Annotated in this window: 18 protein-coding genes; all 18 read left to right on the top strand. The window is 32.4% G+C overall.

Going from position 1 to position 23,506, the window contains the following annotated elements; all coding sequences use genetic code 11:
• Positions 1 to 22 precede the first annotated feature (22 nt).
• The 18 genes from EUBIFOR_RS00590 (at position 23) to EUBIFOR_RS12000 (ending at position 23,478) form a co-directional block, all read left to right on the top strand.
• The gene (locus EUBIFOR_RS00590; protein ID WP_003863935.1) at positions 23 to 2,503 is read left to right on the top strand and encodes a glycosyltransferase family 2 protein; all 2,481 of its coding nucleotides are present in this window, start codon (positions 23 to 25) and stop codon (positions 2,501 to 2,503) included.
• A 2-nt stretch (positions 2,504 to 2,505) separates the two neighbouring features.
• Positions 2,506 to 3,654 (top strand): MerR family transcriptional regulator, encoded by a 1,149-nt coding sequence (locus EUBIFOR_RS00585; protein WP_003863934.1) that lies wholly within the window; start codon positions 2,506 to 2,508, stop codon positions 3,652 to 3,654.
• Positions 3,655 to 3,658: 4 nt separating this feature from the next.
• Positions 3,659 to 5,320 (top strand): CDP-glycerol glycerophosphotransferase family protein, encoded by a 1,662-nt coding sequence (locus tag EUBIFOR_RS00580; RefSeq protein ID WP_003863933.1) that lies wholly within the window; start codon positions 3,659 to 3,661, stop codon positions 5,318 to 5,320.
• Positions 5,321 to 5,386: 66 nt separating this feature from the next.
• Positions 5,387 to 6,265 carry a glucose-1-phosphate thymidylyltransferase RfbA gene (gene rfbA / locus EUBIFOR_RS00575; protein ID WP_040465984.1) on the top strand — a complete coding sequence of 293 codons (879 nt, stop codon included), beginning with the start codon at positions 5,387 to 5,389 and terminating at the stop codon, positions 6,263 to 6,265.
• Between the two features lie 13 nt (positions 6,266 to 6,278).
• A complete protein-coding gene (gene rfbC / locus EUBIFOR_RS00570) occupies positions 6,279 to 6,851 on the top strand; it encodes a dTDP-4-dehydrorhamnose 3,5-epimerase (protein ID WP_003863931.1) in 573 nt (190 codons plus the stop codon).
• A 6-nt stretch (positions 6,852 to 6,857) separates the two neighbouring features.
• A complete protein-coding gene (gene rfbB / locus EUBIFOR_RS00565; RefSeq protein WP_003863930.1) occupies positions 6,858 to 7,892 on the top strand; it encodes a dTDP-glucose 4,6-dehydratase in 1,035 nt (344 codons plus the stop codon).
• 38 nt (positions 7,893 to 7,930) lie between these two features.
• Positions 7,931 to 8,845 (top strand): dTDP-4-dehydrorhamnose reductase, encoded by a 915-nt coding sequence (rfbD, locus tag EUBIFOR_RS00560; protein ID WP_003863929.1) that lies wholly within the window; start codon positions 7,931 to 7,933, stop codon positions 8,843 to 8,845.
• A 185-nt stretch (positions 8,846 to 9,030) separates the two neighbouring features.
• Positions 9,031 to 10,842 carry a DUF2142 domain-containing protein gene (locus EUBIFOR_RS00555; protein WP_167528764.1) on the top strand — a complete coding sequence of 604 codons (1,812 nt, stop codon included), beginning with the start codon at positions 9,031 to 9,033 and terminating at the stop codon, positions 10,840 to 10,842.
• Positions 10,843 to 10,914: 72 nt separating this feature from the next.
• Positions 10,915 to 11,631, top strand: coding sequence for a glycosyltransferase family 2 protein (locus EUBIFOR_RS00550; RefSeq protein ID WP_040465983.1), 717 nt, complete (start codon positions 10,915 to 10,917; stop codon positions 11,629 to 11,631).
• A gap of 3 nt (positions 11,632 to 11,634) precedes the next feature.
• On the top strand, positions 11,635 to 11,985 hold the full coding sequence (locus EUBIFOR_RS00545; RefSeq protein ID WP_003863926.1) for a DUF2304 domain-containing protein: 351 nt from the start codon (positions 11,635 to 11,637) through the stop codon (positions 11,983 to 11,985).
• Positions 11,978 to 13,228, top strand: coding sequence for a lipopolysaccharide biosynthesis protein (locus EUBIFOR_RS00540; protein WP_003863925.1), 1,251 nt, complete (start codon positions 11,978 to 11,980; stop codon positions 13,226 to 13,228). Before EUBIFOR_RS00545 ends, EUBIFOR_RS00540 begins: the two co-directional genes overlap by 8 nt.
• Before the next feature lie 13 nt (positions 13,229 to 13,241).
• Positions 13,242 to 14,342, top strand: a complete 1,101-nt coding sequence (locus EUBIFOR_RS00535; protein WP_040465982.1) for a glycosyltransferase family 1 protein — start codon at positions 13,242 to 13,244, stop codon at positions 14,340 to 14,342.
• A 13-nt stretch (positions 14,343 to 14,355) separates the two neighbouring features.
• Entirely contained in the window at positions 14,356 to 15,234 is an 879-nt protein-coding gene (locus tag EUBIFOR_RS00530) for a LicD family protein (RefSeq protein WP_003863923.1), read from the top strand.
• Entirely contained in the window at positions 15,224 to 16,381 is a 1,158-nt protein-coding gene (locus tag EUBIFOR_RS00525; RefSeq protein ID WP_003863922.1) for a glycosyltransferase family 4 protein, read from the top strand. Before EUBIFOR_RS00530 ends, EUBIFOR_RS00525 begins: the two co-directional genes overlap by 11 nt.
• Before the next feature lie 13 nt (positions 16,382 to 16,394).
• A complete protein-coding gene (locus EUBIFOR_RS12010) occupies positions 16,395 to 19,046 on the top strand; it encodes a C39 family peptidase (protein WP_167528763.1) in 2,652 nt (883 codons plus the stop codon).
• A 10-nt stretch (positions 19,047 to 19,056) separates the two neighbouring features.
• Positions 19,057 to 20,064 (top strand): GH25 family lysozyme, encoded by a 1,008-nt coding sequence (locus EUBIFOR_RS12005; protein WP_003863920.1) that lies wholly within the window; start codon positions 19,057 to 19,059, stop codon positions 20,062 to 20,064.
• Positions 20,065 to 20,109: 45 nt separating this feature from the next.
• On the top strand, positions 20,110 to 20,889 hold the full coding sequence (locus tag EUBIFOR_RS00505; protein ID WP_261795736.1) for a PspC-like choline-binding domain-containing protein: 780 nt from the start codon (positions 20,110 to 20,112) through the stop codon (positions 20,887 to 20,889).
• Positions 20,890 to 20,955: 66 nt separating this feature from the next.
• The gene (locus EUBIFOR_RS12000; protein ID WP_003863918.1) at positions 20,956 to 23,478 is read left to right on the top strand and encodes a glucosaminidase domain-containing protein; all 2,523 of its coding nucleotides are present in this window, start codon (positions 20,956 to 20,958) and stop codon (positions 23,476 to 23,478) included.
• The last annotated feature ends 28 nt before the right edge of the window (positions 23,479 to 23,506 follow it).

Genomic DNA, 23,506 nt, shown 5'->3' with positions numbered 1-23,506 from the left:
TAGAACTGTTTTGGAGGCTACTATGAAAAGAAACTTTTTTTATACAATAGATAAAGTCATATATAAAGACATTGAAAGTGCAAGCTATATTGCGATTATTGGATGGTGTTATTCAAAGGATGATCTTCCTCTGACATATTCAGCTAAAATTAATAATAAAGAAGCTGCAGTGGATTTGATTAAATCTCATCGTCAGGATGTATTTAAAGAACAGCATGTGGAATTAAAATCTGATTTAGTGGGATTCCGTATTAAAGTCGATGTTGATACGGATATTGTTGATTCATTTGAATTGCGAGTTACGGATGGTCATGCAAGTGAACAAATCTTAGTTTTAAATAAAAAGAAAATTGATAAGATTCGCAATACGACTGCTATTGAATATAGTATGGATAGTGTTGCCAAAGATCTTGATAAGAATTCAATTGCTGTACAAGGGTGGGTATATTCTGAAAATGGAGAACCTGTACAAATTGATGTTTTAGATGAAAATGGAAAGTCATTGGAGTATAAAAAGCGTTCAATGCCTAGACCTGATCTTGTGCGTTATCATTTAGTCAAGGCAGAAAATAAAAATTGTGGATTCCAGGTGAAATTTGATGGTAATCCTGAGAAGACATATTATTTATTATTTAGTACGGAAAAGGAACAGAGAAAGGTTGAAATTGAAGAGAACAATTACACGGCTTTTGGTTTGTTTAAATCGTACTTGACACATATGAATGCGCAAAGTATTCATAATGCGATGAATTATTTGAAACAAAATGGTGTGAAGCGGTTTTTTGAAAGAGTGAAACAAGGCCCAAATTTAGTGGGGTATGAATACCAAAACTGGTTCTTAAAGCAGAGGGTAAAGCCAGAAGAATTAGCTAGACAATCTAAAGAGCAATTTGCGTATAATCCAAAATTAAGTATTGTTGTTGCGACATTTAACACAAAAGAAGAATACTTAAAGGAAATGATTGATACAGTTGTCAATCAAAGCTATTCCAATTGGGAATTGTGTATTGCGGATGGAAGCACAACGGATGCGGTAGAGAAATATGTAAAGGCACATTATGCTTTGTATGGGAATAAAATCAAATTCAAAAAGTTAGATCAAAACTATGGCATTTCAGGTAACACAAATAAGGCTTTAGAAATGGCAGATGGTGACTATTTAGCTGTATATGATCATGATGATGTATTGGAACTGGATTGTTTCTATGAAGTTGTGAAAGCTTTGCAGGAATATAGATATGATACGCTATATACGGATGAAGATAAGTTGAATGATAAATATAAGGTTTTTACAGAACCAAACTTTAAGCCAGACTATAGTGAAGACTTATTGCGTTCGCAAAACTATATTACTCATATTTTCTTTGTGAATCGTCATATTTATGATGAAGTGGGTGGCTATAGAAGTGAATATGATGGAAGTCAGGACTATGACTATATTTTTAGATGTATTGAAAAGGCAAATGCTGTTTATCATATTCCGCGTGTTTTATATCACTGGAGAATGCATCCACAATCAACTGCGATGGATCCAGAAAGTAAACTATATTGTTATACTGCGGGACAAAGAGCTATTGAGTCGCACTACAATCGTATTGGCTTAAAGGATGTTAAGGTGGAACTGATGCCCAAACCATACTATGGTTTCTATCATACGACATATAGTACAGAGCCTAATCCGTTGGTTTCGATTTTGATCCCAAACTATAATTTAAAAGATACATTAAAGACTTGTGTGGATTCTCTGTATAATGTGAATACATATAAAAACTTTGAAATTGTGATTGTAGAAAACAATAGTACAGATAAAGATATTTTCGAATATTATGATAAGCTTCAAAAGGAACATGACAATGTAAAGGTTGTTACATATCAAGGTGAATTTAACTATTCAAAAATCAATAACTTTGGTATGAAATATACAAAAGGAGATTATGTATTATTGTTAAATAATGATACAGAGGTCATTGAACCAACGGCCATTGCAGAAATGTTAGGCTGCTGCTTACGTAAAGAAGTAGGGGCTGTAGGGGCTAAGTTATTATATGAGGATGATACAGTGCAGCATGCTGGAGTAGTTGTTGGCTTTGGAGGCTATGCAGGACATGTCTTTACGGATATTGATAAGGATGATCCAGGAATTTTAATGCGTCCAAGAATTAATTGTAACTATAGTGCAGTTACGGCAGCTTGTATGATGGTAAAAAAATCTGTATTTAATGAAGTGAATGGTTTTGATGAACAATTTGAAGTGGCATGTAACGATGTAGATTTATGCTTGAAATTCCGTGAAAAAGGTTATTTGATTGTCTACAATGCGTTTGCGTTATGGCATCATTATGAGTCAAAATCAAGAGGTTATGAAGATACGCCTGAAAAAGAGGCTCGTTTTGAAGCGGAAAAGAAGAAATTCCAAACTAAATGGCCAGAGATTTTGAAGAATGGAGATCCATACTACAATCGAAATTGGAATATTAATTTAGCACCTTTTAGATTTGAATAATTATGAACTACTATAAGACAGGACAGTTCGCAAAATTAGCGAATGTGAGTGAAAGAACGATTCGATATTATGACAAAATAGGGTTATTAAAACCCTCTTTTGTTATGGAGAATGGATATCGGCAATATAGTGATTTGGATTTGTTGAAGCTACAAAAGATCTTATCGTTGAAGCATTTGGGGTTTAGTATTGAAGAAATCTTTCCGATGGTTATGGACAATACGGATTTAAAGGAAAGCTTTGATTTACAGATTGATTTGATTGAAGATAAAATGAGTCACTTACAATCTTTAAAGGATGCTTTAAAAAGAGCGAGTCAGGCTCCCGATTTATCTTGGAATATGATTCTTTCTTTAGTGCAATTGTCGAATGAAGAGACGAATATTATTGAGCAGTATAAGAATGCGAAGAACCTAAATGATCGGATTCGTCTTCATGAAAAATATTCTACAAATAAGCAGGGGTGGTTTAATTGGTTATTTGAGAAGATTGATTTTTCTAAGGTGAACCGTTTGTTGGAGATTGGCTGTGGAAATGGGAAGTTGTGGCAAGAGAATAAGATTGATTTAAGGAATCGTGAAATATTCTTGTCCGATATTAGTGAAGGTATGGTGGAAGAGGTTCGTAATAAATTGGGTTCGGATTTTAACTGTATTGTGGTCAATGTGGAAAAGATTCCTTTTAAGGATGCGTATTTTGATACGATTATTGCCAATCATGTATTATTTTATTTGAATGATTTAAATCAGGGATTAAAGGAAATAGATAGAGTGTTAAAGCCGAATGGTGTTTTTTATTGTAGTACATATGGAAAAGAGCATATGAAAGAAATCAATGAGATTGTACAGAATTTTGATTCTCGTATCAATCTTTCGAATCATAGCTTGTATAATATCTTTGGATTGGAAAATGGGGAAGAGATATTAAAACATTATTTTTCAAACGTTGAAAGAATGGATTATCAGGATTGTTTAGAGATTACAGAATCGAAGCCGTTGATCGATTATATTATGTCTTGTCATGGCAATCAGAATGAGATATTGGGTCCTAGATTAAATGAGTTTAAAGAATATATTGAATTTATATTAAATAAAAATGATAAAATAGTTGTCACGAAACAAGCTGGCTTATTTATTGGCCATAAAGGATAGAAAAATGGAAAAGAAATTATTTGTGTTCGAATCTGCTCCTGATTTTGCGGATAATTCGAGAGGATTTTGGGAATATTTAAAGAATAATGAAAATGTAGATACATTTTGGTGCGTTCGTGATGAAAATATGTGCCGCAGAATGCAAGAAAAAGGCATTCGCTGTGCTCTATTTGGCACGGATGAGGCGAATGAAATGATTGAACAAGCAGATTGTTTTATTACTTCTTCGTTTGAATTTGCGTATGCAAAAAGGAAAAATCAAATTCATGTTTCTGCTTGGCATGGATTTCCTTTAAAATTAATTGGATACTTTGATAGTGCGAGTCCCAATACAGATTTTATGAATCTAAAAGTAATTACAGCACAGAGTGATATTATTACGGCTACCTCAAGAACGTGTCAGCTAAATATGAGTGGGATGTTGAGTGTAGATCCAAATAAAGTGAAGGTGACTGGATTTCCAAGAAATGATTTATTATATACAGAAAATGGAAAAGAGAATCTTAAGAAGCTGTTGAATGTGGACTTAAATTGTAAATTTATATTTTACTTACCAACTATGCGTAAAGGCTTGAAAGATGAAGGGAAACAGTTTGAAGACAATATCTTTAATTATGATGATTATGATGTGCAAGCATTAGATGCGTTTTTAGCCGAAAATAATGCGTATATTGTGTCGAAATTCCATTTTGCAGATCAAGAATATTACAAGAAGAATAATTTTGAAATTCCTAAGAGAATGATTCTTTTAGATACAAGTACTTTGAATGAACAGTTATTAACGATTTATCATATTATGAATGCATTTGATGTTTTAATCACAGATTATTCTTCTGTTTATGTGGATTATTTATTGTTAGATAGACCAATTGTATTTTCGTGTCCTGACTTAGAAAAATATAAAAAGGACAGAGGTTTTGTTGTAGAAGATCCTAGTCTTTTAATGCCGGGTACTTTGGTTCACAATCAAAAAGAGTTGATTGATTCATTAAAGGCATGTGATTTTGAAAAAGATAAGAGAAAGAATATGATGCCTTATTTCCATAAGAATTGTGATTCATATTCTTCAAAAAGGTTATATGATGAAATTGTTAAGAAGTTTTTAAATAACGATTATGATTTTGATAAAAAATTAGGAAAAGCCTATCTTCCTGGTTATTCAGGTTTATGCAGTTATAATATGGATTTACATACGGAGATATATATAGATAAGGGAAATGGATTAAATGAAAATGACAAGCTGTATATAGATAAGAATGTACAGAATAATGGGGATGAAATTGTTTATGAGATTTCTGGTTTAAAGGATGTAACATATATGCGCTTTGATCCAGATACAAATGGGCATTGGGTAATTGAAAATTTAAAAATTAAGGCGAATGATACATTGCTTCCTTTTCATGTTTTTAATGGAGTTCAGGTTGAAAACAAAATATTTTTTCTTGAATTTGATCCGCAAATTCATATTGATTTAAATAAGAAAAATATAGATTCATTAAATATTTCATTTACTATTTATGAAAGTTATCAAAATATACATTTAATAACAGAAGTGCTTTGTGAGGTAAATGAAAAGAATTCTATTTATAAAAATGAATTGAATTCTATAAAGAATAGTCGTTCTTACAAGGCGACTGAAAAAATTAAAAAGGTAATTAAACGATAAAAAGTTCTTGACCCTTACGTTACGTAAGGGCTTATTGTTTATATGTAATATATGGAGGAACTTATTATGAAAGGTATTATTTTAGCTGGTGGTAGTGGTACGCGTTTGTATCCTTTGACAAAGGTTACAAGTAAGCAATTGCTTCCTATTTATGACAAGCCAATGATTTATTATCCAATGTCTATTTTAATGCAGGCAGGGATTCGTGAAATCTTAATTATTTCAACTCCAGATGATACACCTCGTTTTCAAGAATTGTTAGGGGATGGTCATCAATTTGGAATTGAGCTTTCTTATAAAGTTCAGCCAAGTCCTGATGGTTTAGCACAAGCATTTATCTTGGGTGAAGAATTTATTGGTAATGATAGTTGTGCAATGATTTTGGGTGATAATATTTTCCATGGTCATGGTTTGACTAAACGTCTTCGTGCGGCTGCTGAAAATAAAGTGGGGGCTACCGTATTTGGTTATTATGTAGAAGATCCTGAACGTTTTGGTGTTGTTGAATTTGATTCTCAGGGTAAGGCTATTAGTTTAGAGGAAAAACCTGCTTGTCCTAAATCAAATTATGCCGTAACAGGACTTTATTTCTATGATAATAAAGTGGTTGAGTATGCGAAAAACTTAAAGCCAAGTGCTCGTGGAGAATTGGAAATCACAGATTTGAACCGTATCTATTTAGAGAATGGTGAATTGAATGTCACATTACTTGGTGATGGATTTACGTGGTTAGATACGGGTACACATGAGTCTTTAGTGGATGCTACAAACTTTGTGAAGACAATCGAAGAGCATCAACATCGCAAGATTGCATGTCTTGAAGAAATTGCCTACGACAATGGATGGATTGGTGATGATGAATTAGCTTCTACGTATGAAATTTATAAGAAAAACCAATATGGTGCTTATTTAAAGAAGATCATGGATCGTAAGTATATTAAGTAATGGGGGTATTAGAATGAAGGTAACTGAAACAAAGATTCCTGGAGTATTAATTATTGATACAGATGTATTTGGAGATCATAGAGGATATTTTACAGAAACGTATTCAAAGCCTAAATATGAAAAGATGGGTATTACGGTTGATTTTGTACAGGACAATATGTCTTTTAGTGCGCAGAAGGGTACGCTTCGTGGATTGCATTGGCAAAATCCGCCTTATGCACAAAGTAAATTGGTTTCTTGTACAAAGGGAACTGTGATTGATGTTGCGGTCGATATTCGCAAAGGTAGTCCTACATTTGGTCAATGGGTCAGTGTAGAGCTTAGTGAAGAAAATCATAGACAATTCTTTATTCCACAAGGATTTGCGCATGGATTCTTAACTTTAACGGATGATGTTGAATTTAGGTATAAAGTCGATAATGTCTATAATAAAGAGTCTGAGGGTGGAATGCGTTATGATGATCCGACTTGTAATGTAGATTGGGGTTCATTATTAAATGGTATTGAGCCTGTCTTGAGTGAAAAAGATCAGGTTGGACCTACTTTAGAAGAATCAAACAATCAATTTGTATATGAAGGAGAATAGAAAAATATGAAAATTTTAGTAACGGGTGGTGCTGGTTTCATTGGTGGAAACTTTGTACATTATATGGTAAATAAATATCCTGAGGATATGATTGTAAACTTAGATAAATTAACATATGCAGGTAACTTAGAGACTTGTAAGCCAGTTGAGGATAAACCGAACTACAAGTTTATCAAGGGTGATATTGCAGATCGTGAATTCATCATGGATTTATTTGAAAAAGAAAAGTTTGATGTCGTTGTTAACTTTGCGGCTGAAAGTCATGTTGACCGTAGTATTGAAGATCCTGAAATCTTCGTTAAGACAAACGTAATGGGAACAACTACTTTATTAGATGCTTGTGTTAAATATGGTATTCAAAGATATCACCAAGTTTCTACGGATGAAGTATATGGGGATCTTCCTTTAGATCGTCCTGACTTGTTCTTTACTGAAAACACACCTTTACATACTTCAAGTCCTTATTCAAGTGCAAAGGCAAGTGCTGATTTATTTGTGTTGGCATACCACAGAACTTATGGTTTACCAGTAACGATTAGTCGTTGTTCAAATAACTATGGTCCTTATCATTTCCCAGAAAAATTAATTCCATTAATTATTTCTCGTGCCTTAAATGATGAAACAATTCCAGTATATGGAACTGGTGAAAATGTGCGTGACTGGTTACATGTATATGATCACTGTGTCGCCATTGATTTAATTGTTCGTAAGGGACGTGTTGGTGAAGTCTATAATGTGGGTGGTCACAATGAAAGAACTAACTTAGAAGTTGTAAAGACTGTACTTCATGCATTAAACAAACCAGAAAGCTTAATTACATTTGTAACAGATCGTAAAGGTCATGATATGCGTTATGCGATTGATCCAACTAAGTTGGAAACAGAACTTGGATGGAAACCAAAATATACATTTGACACAGGTATTCCAATGACAATCCAATGGTATTTAGACAACAAGGAATGGTGGGAAAACATCATTAGTGGTGAATACCAAAACTATTTTGAAAAGATGTATGTAGAAAAAGGAAGAGCTAAGGAATAATCTTTAGCTTTTCTTACTATAAATAGGAGGATGAATAAATGAAGGTTTTTGTGACAGGTGTGGCAGGTCAATTAGGTCATGATGTTATGAATGAATTGGCTTCTAGAGGATATGTAGGAGTAGGTACAGACTTAGCTGAAAGTTATAATGGAATTCAAGATGGTACTTATGTAACAACAGCTGAATATGTATCTTTAGATATCACAAACTCAGAGGCTGTAATGGATACAATCAAGTCTGTAAAGCCAGATGTTGTTGTGCATTGTGCGGCTTGGACTGCAGTTGATTTAGCAGAAGATGAAGATAAACAAGAAAAAGTAAAAGCGATTAATGTGGGTGGTACACAAAATATTGCCAATGCTTGTAAAGAAATTGATGCGAAGATGGTTTATATTTCTACCGATTATGTATTTGATGGTCAGGGAACAGAGCCTTGGCAACCGGATTGTAAGGATTATAAACCATTGAATGTTTATGGTGAAACGAAGCTTGGTGGAGAACTAGCTGTATCAAATACTTTATCTAAATATTTCATAGTTCGTATTGCATGGGTATTTGGAAAGAATGGAAATAACTTCATTAAGACAATGTTAAATGTTGGAAAGAAATTTGATACATTAAAAGTCGTAAATGATCAAATTGGTACACCAACCTATACTTATGATTTGGCCCGTTTATTAGTCGACATGATTGAAACGGATAAATATGGTTACTATCATGCGACAAATGAGGGTGGCTATATCAGCTGGTATGATTTTGCGTGTGAAATCTTTAAACAAGCGGGTTATACAAATAAAGTAATTCCAGTAACAACGAAAGAGTATGGTTTATCTAAAGCAGCTCGTCCTTTTAATTCTCGTTTGGATAAATCAAAATTAGTAGAAAATGGGTTTAAACCTTTACCTACTTGGCAGGATGCTTTAAAGAGATATTTACAGGAAATTGAGGATTAGTTGAAAGTATGGATAGAATTAAAAGTGGTATTCATAAGAATAAAAAGTTTTGTATAATTCTTACTTTATTTCTATTTGTTTTTATTTGTTCTTCTTTCGTAACTTATATTACATATGTGAAGAATTTTTTACCTAATGACAATATAGTATATAAAGTAAGAACTAAAGCAGAGCAAGGAGTCCCTTTGGAGAACAATGTTTTTAAACAAGAAATAGATAATGTTTCATCTTCATTAACAGGTGTTGGACTTGGTTTAAAAAATGTTGATAAAAACTCAGATAGTATTTTAAATGTTTCCATAAAGAGTCAAGAGGGCAGTCTTATTCGAAAATGGAGTATGAAAGAAAAAGATTTGAATGATGGTTTTAATGTGCTTCATATGGAATCGTTAACTCTTCCTGATCAAAAATTACTGATCGAAGTATCTTCTTCTGGTTTTACAAATATGCAAGTAGATGTAACTGCTGATGTAGAAGATAATTATCTACAACTGTCTAAATGTAAATTGAATGACGAAAATACAGATTATTCGCTTGTCTATGGTTTGGCGAATGGAAATTGTTTTGCGGTAAGGAGATTATATTTCTTAGTTGTTTTGTTATTTATTTTATTGATTGTTTTGTTTGGAATTTTAAAAATTCTTGAAGTGCACTTGGCTAAAATTTCATTTGTGGTTATTTTTATTACAGGTATTATTTATTCACTTGTATTACCACAATTTACAGTTCCAGATGAATGGACACATTATTTAACGGCTTATTCTCAAAGTAGTGTTTTATTACATAAAAAAGCATTTGATGAACATGGGAATGTTATTTTGTATGAAGATGGTTCTTATTACTTTGTTAGATATGATTGTCCTAATCAATCGACTTATGCGATGGAAATGAATGAGTTAAGTGGACATCAAATGGTGGATATCAAAGGTCAAAGAGCTTCAAGAGCACCATTGAGTTTGGCTACTTTTGGGTATATACCACAAACAATAGGTGTTACGATTGGTCGTCTTTTACATATGAATTCGATGCAAGTTGCCTTTGTAGGAAGAATGTTTGCGTTAATCGTATATGCAATATTGATTTCATGGGGTATAGCGTTAATCCCTAAGTTTGCGAAACGAATTTTCTTTGCGGTATCTATGCTTCCAATGTGTATGCAGCAAGTTTGTTCTTTTAATTACGATTCAGTGTTATTCGCGGCTTCCTTTTTCTTGTTTGCGTATTTATTATATTTAGCCTATAAAAAGGATGAAGTGAATAATGTAGATTTAGCTATAGTTACGATTTGTACGATGGCCATTGCCACAATCAAGTTTATCTATTTACCAATTTTAGGTATTGGATTACTGATTCCGACTAAAAAGTTTAAACATAAAAACACGAAATGGATATATATAGTCTTATTGATGGTAATTAGTGGAATATCTTTTGGTTTAATCACAAAATATAATCAATATTTTTGGACAGTACATATAAATGAAACTAAATCTATTTGGGACGTAGAAACATACAAAGCTTCTTTTATCTTGTATCATCCTATTAAAGAAACGATTGTATTCATAAATACAATTCAATACTTTATGAGTGAATATATTGAACAAATGTTAAGTTCACCATTAGGTTGGTTGGAAATAAAAATGCCAAGTATTATTACAGCTGGATTTAGTAGTGTTTTATTATTATCTTCTATGTCTAGTAAAGATGAGGAAAGTTTAAAATGGCAAAATCGATTGTGGCTTCTAGTACTTTGTAGTTTGATGTTTATAGCTGTTATATTGGCTTTGCAAATCACATGGACTCCAGATCAATTTAATTTAATTATTGGTGTGCAAGGACGTTATTTCTTGCCGATACTGCCTTTATTTCTAGTGTTGATTCATAGTTATTTAACATTAAATATGGAATCGAAATTTATAAATGTAATTACAATTATGAGTATACTTTGTCTTAATATTATGGAAGTTATGACGATATTAATAATTGTCATAGGACGATAGAATATTTTAATAGAATGTGATAACATATAGAGCGGTTATTACATTCTTTTTTTAATGGATGGGGGTTACACAATGGAGGAAAAAGTATTAATCATTATTCCTGCATATAATGAAGAGGAAAGTATTTTAAATACATATAAAACAATTTTAGAATACAATCAAACTCATACTCGTCAATTGAGTACGATTGTGATCAATGATGGATCTAAAGATAAAACAGAACAAATTCTTATTGAAAATAAAATCCCACATATTCAATTGATTCATAATTTAGGCATTGGTGGGGCTGTACAAACAGGTTATAAATATGCTTATGAAAATGATTTTGATATTGCCATTCAATTTGATGGAGATGGTCAACATGATATTACATTTGTAGATGCGTTGGTTGCACCTATTGAAAATGGTAATGCGAATATGACAATTGGTTCACGTTTTGTCGAAGGCTCTACTAGTGAATTTAAATCGACAAAAGCGCGTCAAATGGGAATTCGTATGATTTCTGGATTTATTAAATTTTTTACGAAAGTTAAATTGTATGATGTAACATCTGGTTTTCGTGCCATTGATAAATCTTTAATTAAAGAATTTTCTATGAATTATCCAACAGAATATCCAGAGCCAATCTCAACCACAAGAGTATTGAAGCATGGAAAGAAAGTAGCAGAAGTACCTGTTAAGATGAATGAAAGACAGGGTGGTACTTCAAGTATTCATAGTTGGAAAAATGCATATTATATGATTAATGTTTTAATGTCTATTATTAATATTGGAATCTGGAGGGATTAGTATATGCCATTCAATTTAAGATTCGCAATTTTTATTGTTGCGTGTGTTTTAGCTTTTACTGTTATGCGTATTTTGCATAAAGATATGATACCTGTTAAATATTCTTTATTATGGTGGATTGCGATCATTATTTTAGTTGTATTGGCACTTTGGCCGGATTTCTTCTTATTTTTTGTGAATTTATTAAGATTTCAAACGACTTCGAATATGGTGATTGGTGTCTTTATTGTCATTTTGATTTTTATCACCATGTCATTAACTGTGATAGTATCTTCGCAAAAGAATAAAATTAATTTATTGATACAAGAAGTTTCGATGTTGAAACAAGAAATAAAGGATAAGAGTAATGACTAAAATCCATAAGTATTTATTAAACAGAGAGGTTTCGTTAAAGGAAAACACTTTATGGTTTACAATGGGAACATTGTGCAGTTCTGCAACAAGTGTTTTATTAATGGTTTATGTAACACATCTTTTAGGGGTAGATGAAGCAGGGGTATACTCGATTGCTTATAGTATTGCTCAATTGATGCTTACAATTGGATGGTTTGGAACTAGACAATTTCAAGTATCGGATGTCGAGGAAGAATATTCTTTTTCGGATTACTTTACAATGAAAATTATTACTTCTTGTATTGCATTATTGGGCGGCTTGATTTATGCAGGTATGCTTCATTTAAATGCGCATAAATTTATGATCACATTCTTATATTGTAGTTTTATCATATGTGATATTTTTGCGGATTTATTTTCAGCAAGATTTCAACAAGAAGACCGATTATACTTATCAGGAATTTCATATATATTAAGAATTGGTGGCTATAATGTCATCTTTTTGGTGAGCCTATTAATTTTTAGGTCGTTATTCATATCTATTTTACTGGCATTCATTTATTCTTTGGTAGAACTGATTCTTTTTGATTATCCATTTATTAAAAGAATGTCGGATTTAAAAGTACACCTTGATATAAAGAAAATCATGAATTTGTTTAAGAATTGTTTTCCTTTATTCATCAGTTCTTTTGTGAGTACTTTTATTGTCAATATTCCCAAAAATGCGATTGAATTGAACTTAAGTAGTAGTATTCAAACGTATTATAATATTATTTTTATGCCTTCTTCGATTGTGAATATGTTTTGTATGTTTATATTTGTACCAATGTATACTCAAATTGCAAAGAAATGGCATGAAGATGATAAAAAGAGTTTTATAAAAGTAGTTCAAAAAGTATTTTTAATTGCAATATTGTTTTCTGTCTTTGTATTTGTAGGATGTGCACTTTTAGGAATTCCATTCTTAGAAATATTATATGGTGTAAATTTAGATGGATATAAAACTCCATTCTTAATTTTGATTGGAGCAGGTTGTCTAACCAGTATTAATTCCATCCTTTCTTATATAATGACGGTTATGCGTAAACAACAATATATTCTATATATTTATATTGTTGCATTAGTAGTTTCACAGGTTTGTATTCAATTTTTAATTACAAGATTTGGATTTGTTGGTGCAAGTATAGATTATTTGATAGGAATGCTTTGTATCACAATGTTTATGTTCATTGTTTTTGTTCATAACTTACACAATAAATCATAAAAGGAGGATAACAATGATAAGAGTATTACATGTAATTGGAGCTATGGATCGCGGTGGTGCTGAGTCTATGATCATGAATTTTTATCGTAAAATTGATCGAACAAAGTATAGCTTTGATTTTTTAGTTCATGAAGATCGAGAGTGCGACTTTGATAAAGAAATTCGTGAACTTGGTGGAAATATCTATAGTATACCAAGATATAAAATTTATAATTATTCTAAATATAAAAAAGAAGTGAAAAAATTTTTTGCAGCTCATCATGATTATGATATTGTACATGGACACATTTGTTCATGTGTCAATATTTATTCTTCTATCGCAAAAAAATATGGAATTAAGACAATTGCACATAGTCATTCGTCCAATTTTGGAATTAGTTTAGCAACGATATTTACTAAAGTTGTGTCATTTAAGACAAAATTTATTGATGATTATTTTATTGGTTGTTCTAAGAAAGCTGGGTTGGATCGATATGGATCAAAGATTGTAGAATCAAATCGATTTGATGTTTTGTGTAATGGTATTGATGTTACTAAATATCGTTTTGACGAGATGAAAAGAAATGAATTGAGAGCTAAATTAGGTATAGAAGATAAGCTTGTATTAGGTCATGTTGGGCGTTTTACTTATGCAAAAAATCATGAATTTTTGATAGAAGTCTTTAATGAACTTCAAACGGTGAGACCAGATTCTGTGCTGTTATTATTTGGACGAGGCGAATTAGAAGAAGAAGTGAAAGAAAAGATTCAATCATTGAATATCCAAGATAAGGTTCGCTTTATGGGCGTAGTCCCTAATGTATATGATTATTTAAATGCATTAGATGTATTTGTTTTTCCATCAAGATTCGAAGGACTGCCTATAGTTCTTATTGAAGCGCAGGCTTCAGGATTATGTTGTGTTATCAATGATAGTTTGACATCAGAAATTGATATTACACCCAATATACATCGCTTATCTTTAAATGAGTCAAAAAGTAAATGGGTTCATAAAATTTTAGAGGTTGATAATAATAATAGGTTAAAGGGATATGAGTTAGTAAAGAATTCGCCTTTTAATATTGATAAAGAGGTTCAACATTTACAAGAGATTTATGATAATTTGATGAAATAAAGGAGGGTATATTTTGAGTACAGTATTATTTAAACAATACGATCCTGTAGTATTAAAAAAATTACAAGGTGTACAAACACAGATGTTGAAAGATGTACTTGATGTTTGTGAAAAACAGGATCTTCCTTGTTTTTTGATTTATGGTACAGCCATAGGTGCAGTTCGTCACCAAGGTTTTATTCCTTGGGATGATGATATTGATGTTGGAATGCTTCGTAAAGATTATGATAGACTAATGGAAATTTTCGATAAAGAATTAGGGGAGCATTATGAATTATTAACGCCAGAGATTGATTCTCGTTATGCTTGTACAGTTACGCATGTACAACGTAAAAATACCGTTTTTATTAGTGAGATGACAAAAGATTTAAAATGCAATTGTCGTATTTTTATGGATATTTTTCCTTTTGATAATGTACCTGAATCTGTTGACGATCAAAAGCGTTTATTAAGAAAATCCACATTATATGGAAAGCTATTATTTCTTTCGGGTTCCGGATCACCTCACATTCCTTATACAGGCTTGAAATATCATATTTTACATTTTGGATGTATGGTTGCTCATTATGGTTTGAAGTTATTTCATATTACTCCAAAATTTTTGTACAAGAAATTTAAAAAGGTGAGTACTTCATTTAATGATGTGGATTGTGAATATGTAACGTCTTATGAGTATACGGGTTGTTTAAAGGATAAAATCAAAAAGGCGGATTTATTGCCACTTAAAAAGGTTCCATTTGAATCGATTGAGGCATATATTCCTGCAAATAATGATGAATTTTTAAAGAAGGTATATGGTGACTATATGCAGATTCCTCCAGTGGAAAAAAGGGTCAACCATGCACCATTAGTCATTCAGTTTGACGGGGAGGAACCGATTTATGGCGAATAAAAAAGTTTGTATTTTTTCTGCACAGCATTTACCACATATGGGTGGTGTCGAAAGATATACTTTAAATTTATGTAAAAAACTCATTGAAAAAGGTAATGAGCCGGTTGTCGTTACTTCTAAAATTGGGGATATGCCTAATTTCGAAATCATGCATGATACTCGTGTATATCGATTTAATTGTTATCCTTTTCTAAAAGGGCGTTATCCATTTTTAAAAAAGGATAGTGAATATAAAAAGATTATTTCTATATTGGAAAAAGAACATTTTGATTTAGTGATTGTAAATACACGTTTTTATCGTCATTCTTTAGTGGCTATGAAATTTGCCCAGAAGAATCATATTCCATGCATAACGATTGAGCATGGTACTTCGCATTTATCTGTCAACAATAAAGTACTTGATTTCTTTGGTTCTGTTTATGAACATGGATTGACGATGTTAGATAAAAGACATTGTGATCGTTACTATGGGGTTTCATTAGCTTGCAATGAATGGTTAAAACATTTTCATATTGAGGCAAGTGGAGTTTTATATAATTCAATCGATGTACATGAGGTGGATGAATTAAGAAAAAATAAATGTGAAGATTATCGTAAGAAATATAATATTTCTAAGGATGCGACAGTGATTACATTTACGGGAAGATTATTACCTGAAAAAGGAATTCCTCAATTACTGAATGTGATGTCAGAAATCAATAAAAAAAGAGATGACGTATACTTGTTTATTGCGGGTGAGGGGGATTTAGAAGCGTATATTGATCAAAGAAAGAATGATCATATTATTCCTTTAGGTCGTATTGATTTTAATCATATTGTTGCTTTATTAGATGATTCTGATATTTTCTGTCTTCCTTCTTTTTCGGAAGGTTTTTCAACCTCAGTATTAGAAGCGGCTGCTTGTGAGTGTTATATTGTCACAACGGCTCGTGGTGGTTCTAAAGAACTTGTCATTAATAAAGATTATGGAACGATTATTGATAATAATTCTGAGGAATTATTACTTCCTGCATTAAAAGAAGCAATTAATGATAAAGAGGGGCGTTTAAAGGCTACAAAATTGTCTTATCAAAGATTGTGTGAAAATTTTACGTGGGATACTGTAGAGCGTAAGGTTGAATTGATTATAGATGAGTTTAATAAATAAGGGGAAGTTGAAAATGAGTTTTAAGAAATTGGTATTAATTCCAATGTTTATGATTTTGTCTGCAGGTATGCCTATATTGGCTGAGGAAACAGAAGTTCAAGAACCTGTAGTAGAACAGACAGAAACAATATTGGGTTGGAATGAAACACATGATATGTATACAAAGGAAGATGGTACATTTGCGCTTGGTTGGCAAGAAATTGATCAAGAAATGTACTATTTTAACGAATCAGGAATTCTTCAATGTGATCAATGGATCGATAATCATTATGTTGGTTTAGATGGTAGAATGGCTAAAAATCAATGGATTAATGATCGCTATGTAGATAGTAATGGTTTGTGGCAACAGAATTGTTGGGTTAATAATGGTAAATGGTTGTATCGCTATGGTGATGGAACGTATGCTCAAAATAAGTTTGAAGTCATTAATGGTTCTACATATTATTTTGATGCAGATGGATATATGGTAACGGGTTGGAGAGTTATTAACCAAAATTGGTACTATTTTAATGTATCTGGATGCATGGCAACAAATACTTGGGTCGGTAACTATTATTTAGGTGTTGATGGTGTAATGGCTAGAAATACTTGGATTGATAATGTTTATGTAGATGCGAGTGGCTTACGACAACAGAATGGTTGGATTTATAATGGTCGATGGTGGTATCGTTATGGAGATGGTAGTTATCCTTGTTCTAAATTTGATGTCATTAATGGTTCTACATATTATTTTGATGATTCTGGTTATATGGTTACTGGATGGAAATCTATTGAATCGAATTGGTATTATTTCAATGCATCTGGATGTATGGTAACAAATGCTTGGGTTGGTAACTATTATTTAGGATCCGATGGTGTAATGGCTACAAAGACTTGGATTGGTAGTTATTATGTAGATGAAAATGGTTTGTGGTCTCCATCTAAGTGGGTGCTGCAAAATAATAAATGGCATTATCGCTATGGTGATGGAACTTATGCTACAAACAAATTTGAAAAGATAAGTGGTTCTACATATTATTTTGATGTAGATGGAAATATGGTTATTGGTTGGCAAGAGATTGATTCCAATTGGTATTGCTTTAATGCATCTGGTTGTATGTTAACAAATGCTTGGGTTGGTAATTATTATTTAGGATCTGATGGCATTATGGCTACAAATACTTGGGTTGGTAATTATTATGTAAAAGAAAATGGATATATTGCGACAAATGAATGGATTGAAAATGATTATGTAGATGCAAGTGGCAAATGGGTGCCAAATCGTTGGATCAGTAATGGTCGATGGTGGTATCGTTATGGGGATGGTAGTTATCCTGCTTCTAAATTTGATGTCATTAATGGTTCTACATATTATTTTGATAAGTCTGGTTATATGGTTACTGGATGGAAATCTATTGAATCGAATTGGTATTATTTCAATGCATCTGGATGTATGGTCACAAACACTTGGGTTGGTGATTATTATTTAGATTTTGATGGAAAGATGGCTATAAGTCAATGGATCAATGATCGATATGTTGGTCAAGATGGTGCTTGGGATAAGTCAAAAGAGCTTTATGTGATTGAACAAGATTCTTTGGGTACGCGTTTTGTGAATCAAAGAACTTTGGAATATGAAAAAGATGGTTGGATCAAAATTAAGAGTGGTTCTTATTATGTAGATTCGAATGGATATGCATTAGTGGGAACGCAGATTCTTGAAGATAAAACATATCATTTTGATGAAATTGGAAAATTGATTACAGGTTGGTACATGGAGAATGAACATACGTATTGGCTTGATACAAATGGTCAGAAAGTTTCAGGTTGGAAATTTATAAATAGTATTTGGTATTATTTTGATTCAAATACTTTTGAAATGGCTTGTAGTGGCTGGCAACAAGTAGGTAGTGGAATGTACTATTTCTTAAGTGATGGTACTATGAAACAAGATTGGTTATTACTAAATGGTTCAGATTGGTATTATTTAGGACAAGATGGAGCTAGAAAAACGGGGCTTGTGACACTGGATAGTAACTCTTTCTATTTCTATGTAGAGAATGATCCAAATGGTGGTTCTGTTGGTTTAATGGCAGCGAATAGAACGATTACTTTAGGAAGTAAAACATTATATATTGATGGAAGTGGATATATTTATCGTAGTGATATTTCAAATATTCCATATCTATCTCAAGTCGATTATAGATGGAGGAATACTTCAATTGGATATTCAACAATTGGAAGTTCTGGTTGTCTTCCTTCTACAGCGGCAATGATTATAAATTATTATAAAGGTACAAATTATACGCCAGTCGATATTGCTCGACAATTATATAGTGCTGGATATATGAATACGCCTACTTATTTTGGTTCAACTTCAGATTCGTATAAAGTTGTTCAAGATAATTATGGGCTTTCTTACCAAAATAACTTGTCATATAGTCAGTTGATTGGTTGTTTAAAGGGTGGAAAATTAGTGGCGGCAGCCGTAGGTAAAGGGGACTTTGTCTATGGGTATGGTATTACGCATGTTATATTATTAGCTGGCTACAACAATGGATATGTATATGTATATGATCCATTGGATCCATATAAAAATGGATATTATTCAATTGATTCCATTTGGAATCAACAATCTAGTGATTATGGAGATTTACAGAATGGAGGTCCATTCTTCGCTTTCTAGGAGGGGTTACATGAAAAGGTTAGTGGCAATTTGTTTATCTATTCTAATGTTTTCATCATCTATAACTGTATATGCCAATGAAGAGGAGTATACGGCAAATAGTTGGCGATATGAAAATGGAGAACCTATTGTTTCAGAAGAAGAAATGATTTGTGCACAAAATGATTCTTTGGCTTGGGTCAAAGAAAATGGTGTGATTTATAATGGGGTAGGTGATCCTATTCCCAATGCAATCTCAAAAGGTATTGATGTCAGTGAATGGCAGGGGGATATTGATTGGGATAAAGTAAAAAAGACAGATGTTGAGTTTGCGATTCTTCGTTGTGGTTTTGCGGGTGATTATGCAAAATATGATGATAAAAAATTTGTAAGAAACGTAAACGAACGCATACGTGTGGGTATGCCATATGGTATATATTTATATTCGTATGCACAAACGGTAGAAGATGCTAAGGAAGAGGCAGCGCATACTTTAAGATTACTAAAGGGTTTAAATCCTTCTTATCCTGTCTTTTATGATTTAGAAGATTATAGTGTCATGTCAAGTGTGAGTAAATCAACGATTGCTCAAATTGCTAAAACGTATGTAACTACAATTCAAAATGCAGGTTATAACTGTGGTGTTTATGCCAACTTAAATTGGTTTACCAATTATTTAACGGATCCTTATTTTGATTCTGTGATGAAATGGGTGGCACAATATAATACGGAATGTACCTACATGAAACCTTATAGTATGTGGCAAGGAACTAGTAGTGGTTATGTAGATGGTATTGCGGGTCGTGTTGATATTGATGTGACTTTTAATTCTTTACGAAAACTTGGTTGGGTTCAAGAAAATGATGGTTGGTATTACTATTCTAATGATGATACTAAACTTACTAGTCAATGGATAGGTAATTATTATGTGGGTGAAGATGGTAAAATGCTCACAAACCAATGGATTGGAGATCGTTATGTAGATGCGAATGGATTATGGTCACCGGATCATTGGATCAATAATGGCGGCAAATGGTGATATCGTCACCAGGATGGATCGTATACTAAAAATGATTTTGAAGATATCAATGGGCAAACCTATTATTTTGATCATGGTGGATATATGGTTACGGGTTGGATTCAAATCAAATCCGATTGGTATTTATTCAATAATTCTGGGGCTATGGTAAAAGATCAATGGTCGGGTAATTATTATCTTGAAAAAGATGGTAAGATGGCCAAAAGTAAATGGGTTGGTACTACTTATTTTGATAAAAATGGAATAGTACAACCAGATCGTTGGATCTATAATGGTCGTTGGTGGTATCGTTATGGAGATGGTAGTTATCCAAAGAATAAATTTGATGTGATAAACAATAATGTATATTACTTTAATTCGGATGGATACATGCTTACAGGATGGCAAGTGATTCAGGGAAAATGGTATTACTTCAATGGTTCTGGGGCAATGGTAAAAAATAGCTGGGTAGGTAATTATTACTTACAAAATGATGGAACCATGGCTATTAATACTTGGATTGGAAATTATTATGTAGATTCAAATGGATTGTGGCAACAAGATCGTTGGATTCATAATGGTAAATGGTGGTATAGACATGGTGATGGATCTTATACTAAAAATGATTTTGAAGTTATAAATGGCCAAACGTATTATTTTGATCAAGATGGCTATATGGTAACTGGATGGAAAAGCTTGAATGATACTTATTATTTCTTTGATGCATCTGGTGCTATGGTAAAGAATCGTTGGATTGGAAATTATTATTTACTTGGTGATGGTACCATGGCAAAAAATCAATGGATTGGAAGTTACTATGTAGGTAGTGATGGTTGTTGGAGATAGTCAAAATTTTTGGCTATCTTTTTTGTTTCGTATTATGTTATATTAAATATTGATTGGAGACTAGAAATGAAAAGATTAATTACATGTTTATTTACGTTTGTAGTAGTTTTGGGTTTTTGTACACAATCTATATATGCGACAAGTGCAGGTACAGATGAAACAAATAATAATAGTTTTGTTGGATTTGATGAAAATGGAAATTTGATTCAATATGATCCTGAAGAATTAGAGGAAGAACTAGCTTCTTCTATGGTTTCAACTGTCATGCTTGCTGAAGAAACTAAAGATGTTACGTATGGGGTTGTTAACTTTAGAACAAAGGCTTCGGCTAATGAAATCACCACCTATACGAATTGTACAAATGGCGAACAAGGCTATATCAATGGGTATACGATGAGTGATGGTGCATATCTTGGTATGGTCAATGGGAAAGTAAAATTTAAGGCAGCTGGTGTTACTGGTTTGGTGGATGCTAGTGAAGTTCAAATTGTCGATTATGCAAATGCCAATACAATTAGTTGTTATAAGACAAATGGTGGTTCTTTATATCATTATGTTGCAAATTTGATTTCACAATATTCAAATTATTATTCTAAAACCTATGTAGGTAATAAGCCGGCTTCATTAAGTGATAATGCGACATATTATAGTTATGATGGTCATTATTTTTATGCAGACTTTAAAACAATGATTCAAGATTATAAAAATGGTGTATATACAAATGCAGTAAATTCGAATGCACCTTATTATAATTATTTTCAGTATTTGCCGGCTCGTACAAAGACAAGTATTACGGCAGCTCAATTTGATCAATATACTTCAAGTCAAGTATCGAGTGGTAAATTGTTGAATGCTGGGGCTTCTTTAGTTTCAAATCAGAATAAGTATGGTGTAAATGCTTTGATGATGTATAGTAATGCCGTACTTGAGAGTGGTTGGGGTCAAAGCCAGATTGCGATGGACAAAAATAATTTATTTGGTCATGGTGCAGCTGATAACAATCCTTATTATGGTGCCAATGGCTATTCAAGTGTGGATGATTGTATTCAATATCATGCGAAGGTATTTATTTCAGAAAGTTATTGTGATCCAAAAGATTATATTGGACGTTATTACGGTTCTCATTTAGGGGATAAAGAGAGTGGTATCAATGTCAAATATGCTTCAGATCCATATTGGGGTGAAAAAATTGCCAGCCTTTGTTGGGAAGTACAAAATGGTTTGGGTATCAATGAAGTAAATGCTTATTCTATTGGTATGGCAAATGGTAGTGTTTCTTATTATACAAATCCGGGTTCAAATTTATTATTTAGTTCTAAAAATGTTGGGGCATATCCAATTGTTTTATTAGCTAAACAAGATGGGTATTATAAAGTACAATCGGATGCTACATTGAATTCAAATCGTACTAGTGTTACACAGGATAATGGAGCCTATGATTTTGACTTGTATTATGCTTATATCAGTGAAAGTGCAGTGACTCCTTTAAACTCTGTTAAAAAAGAGAGTAAATGGGTTCAAGATGAAAATGGCAATTGGTATTGGTATGAAAACAATTCATATGTGACAGGTTGGAAACAGATTCAATCGAAGTATTATTATTTTGATTCAAATGGTGTTATGCAGTCAAATAAATGGATTGGTAACTATTATGTTGGTTCGGATGGAGCTATGCTTAAAAACCAATGGATTGATGATCGTTATGTAGATTCAAATGGATTATATACACCAGCTCAATGGATTTATAATGGAAAATGGTGGTATAGACATTCGGATGGATCTTATACAAAGAATGATTTTGAAGATATTGATGGTCAAACGTATTATTTTGATGGCAATGGCTATATGGTTACGGGTTGGAGACAAATTAAATCCGATTGGTATTTATTCAATGGTTCTGGTGTAATGGTAAAGAATTCTTGGTCAGGAAACTATTATCTTGAAAAAGATGGTAAGATGGCTAAAAGTAAATGGGTAGGCGCTTATTATGTGGATTCAAATGGTGTTTGGCAACAAGATCGTTGGATCTATAATGGTCGTTGGTGGTATCGTTATGGAGATGGTAGTTATCCAAGAAACAAATTTGATGTCATAAATAATAATGTGTATTATTTTGATAATGGTGGCTATATGCTTACAGGATGGCAAGTTATCAATGGAAACTGGTATTATTTTGATGGTTCTGGCATTATGGCTAAGAGTCGTTGGATTGGTAATTACTATGTTGGTAATGATGGCATCATGGCTAAAAACCAGTGGGTTGGTGACTATTATGTAGATGGTAATGGATTGTGGACACCATCAAAATGGATGTATAATGGCAATTGGTGGTATCGCTATACAGATGGAAGTTACCCTACATCAAAGTTTGATATAATTAATGGAGCAACCTACTATTTCAATGATGCAGGTTATATGCTTACAGGATGGCAAGTAATTAATAACAACTCGTATTATTTTAATGGTTCTGGTGCTATGGTTAAAAATGCTTGGGTAGGTAATTATTATTTACAAAGTGATGGAACAATGGCTACAAATACATGGATTGGAAATTACTATGTTGGTAGTGATGGTTGTTGGAGAGGTTAAATGAGGCAGAAATCAATTTGATTTCTGC

The organism is Holdemanella biformis DSM 3989 (assembly GCF_000156655.1).
GTDB classification, from domain to species: Bacteria; Bacillota_I; Bacilli_A; order Erysipelotrichales; family Erysipelotrichaceae; genus Holdemanella; species Holdemanella biformis.
Note: the sequence above shows the minus strand (reverse complement) of the source record. Positions and strands in the feature narration are given on the sequence as shown.

What these genes read in the sequence shown, in the direction of transcription:
- EUBIFOR_RS00590 (WP_003863935.1), top strand. Translation starts at nt 23, where the DNA reads ATGAAAAGAAACTTTTTTTATACAATAGATAAAGTCATATATAAAGAC.
- EUBIFOR_RS00585 (WP_003863934.1), top strand. Translation starts at nt 2,506, where the DNA reads ATGAACTACTATAAGACAGGACAGTTCGCAAAATTAGCGAATGTGAGT.
- EUBIFOR_RS00580 (WP_003863933.1), top strand. Translation starts at nt 3,659, where the DNA reads ATGGAAAAGAAATTATTTGTGTTCGAATCTGCTCCTGATTTTGCGGAT.
- rfbA (WP_040465984.1), top strand. Translation starts at nt 5,387, where the DNA reads ATGAAAGGTATTATTTTAGCTGGTGGTAGTGGTACGCGTTTGTATCCT.
- rfbC (WP_003863931.1), top strand. Translation starts at nt 6,279, where the DNA reads ATGAAGGTAACTGAAACAAAGATTCCTGGAGTATTAATTATTGATACA.
- rfbB (WP_003863930.1), top strand. Translation starts at nt 6,858, where the DNA reads ATGAAAATTTTAGTAACGGGTGGTGCTGGTTTCATTGGTGGAAACTTT.
- rfbD (WP_003863929.1), top strand. Translation starts at nt 7,931, where the DNA reads ATGAAGGTTTTTGTGACAGGTGTGGCAGGTCAATTAGGTCATGATGTT.
- EUBIFOR_RS00550 (WP_040465983.1), top strand. Translation starts at nt 10,915, where the DNA reads ATGGAGGAAAAAGTATTAATCATTATTCCTGCATATAATGAAGAGGAA.
- EUBIFOR_RS00545 (WP_003863926.1), top strand. Translation starts at nt 11,635, where the DNA reads ATGCCATTCAATTTAAGATTCGCAATTTTTATTGTTGCGTGTGTTTTA.
- EUBIFOR_RS00540 (WP_003863925.1), top strand. Translation starts at nt 11,978, where the DNA reads ATGACTAAAATCCATAAGTATTTATTAAACAGAGAGGTTTCGTTAAAG.
- EUBIFOR_RS00535 (WP_040465982.1), top strand. Translation starts at nt 13,242, where the DNA reads ATGATAAGAGTATTACATGTAATTGGAGCTATGGATCGCGGTGGTGCT.
- EUBIFOR_RS00525 (WP_003863922.1), top strand. Translation starts at nt 15,224, where the DNA reads ATGGCGAATAAAAAAGTTTGTATTTTTTCTGCACAGCATTTACCACAT.
- EUBIFOR_RS12010 (WP_167528763.1), top strand. Translation starts at nt 16,395, where the DNA reads ATGAGTTTTAAGAAATTGGTATTAATTCCAATGTTTATGATTTTGTCT.
- EUBIFOR_RS12005 (WP_003863920.1), top strand. Translation starts at nt 19,057, where the DNA reads ATGAAAAGGTTAGTGGCAATTTGTTTATCTATTCTAATGTTTTCATCA.
- EUBIFOR_RS12000 (WP_003863918.1), top strand. Translation starts at nt 20,956, where the DNA reads ATGAAAAGATTAATTACATGTTTATTTACGTTTGTAGTAGTTTTGGGT.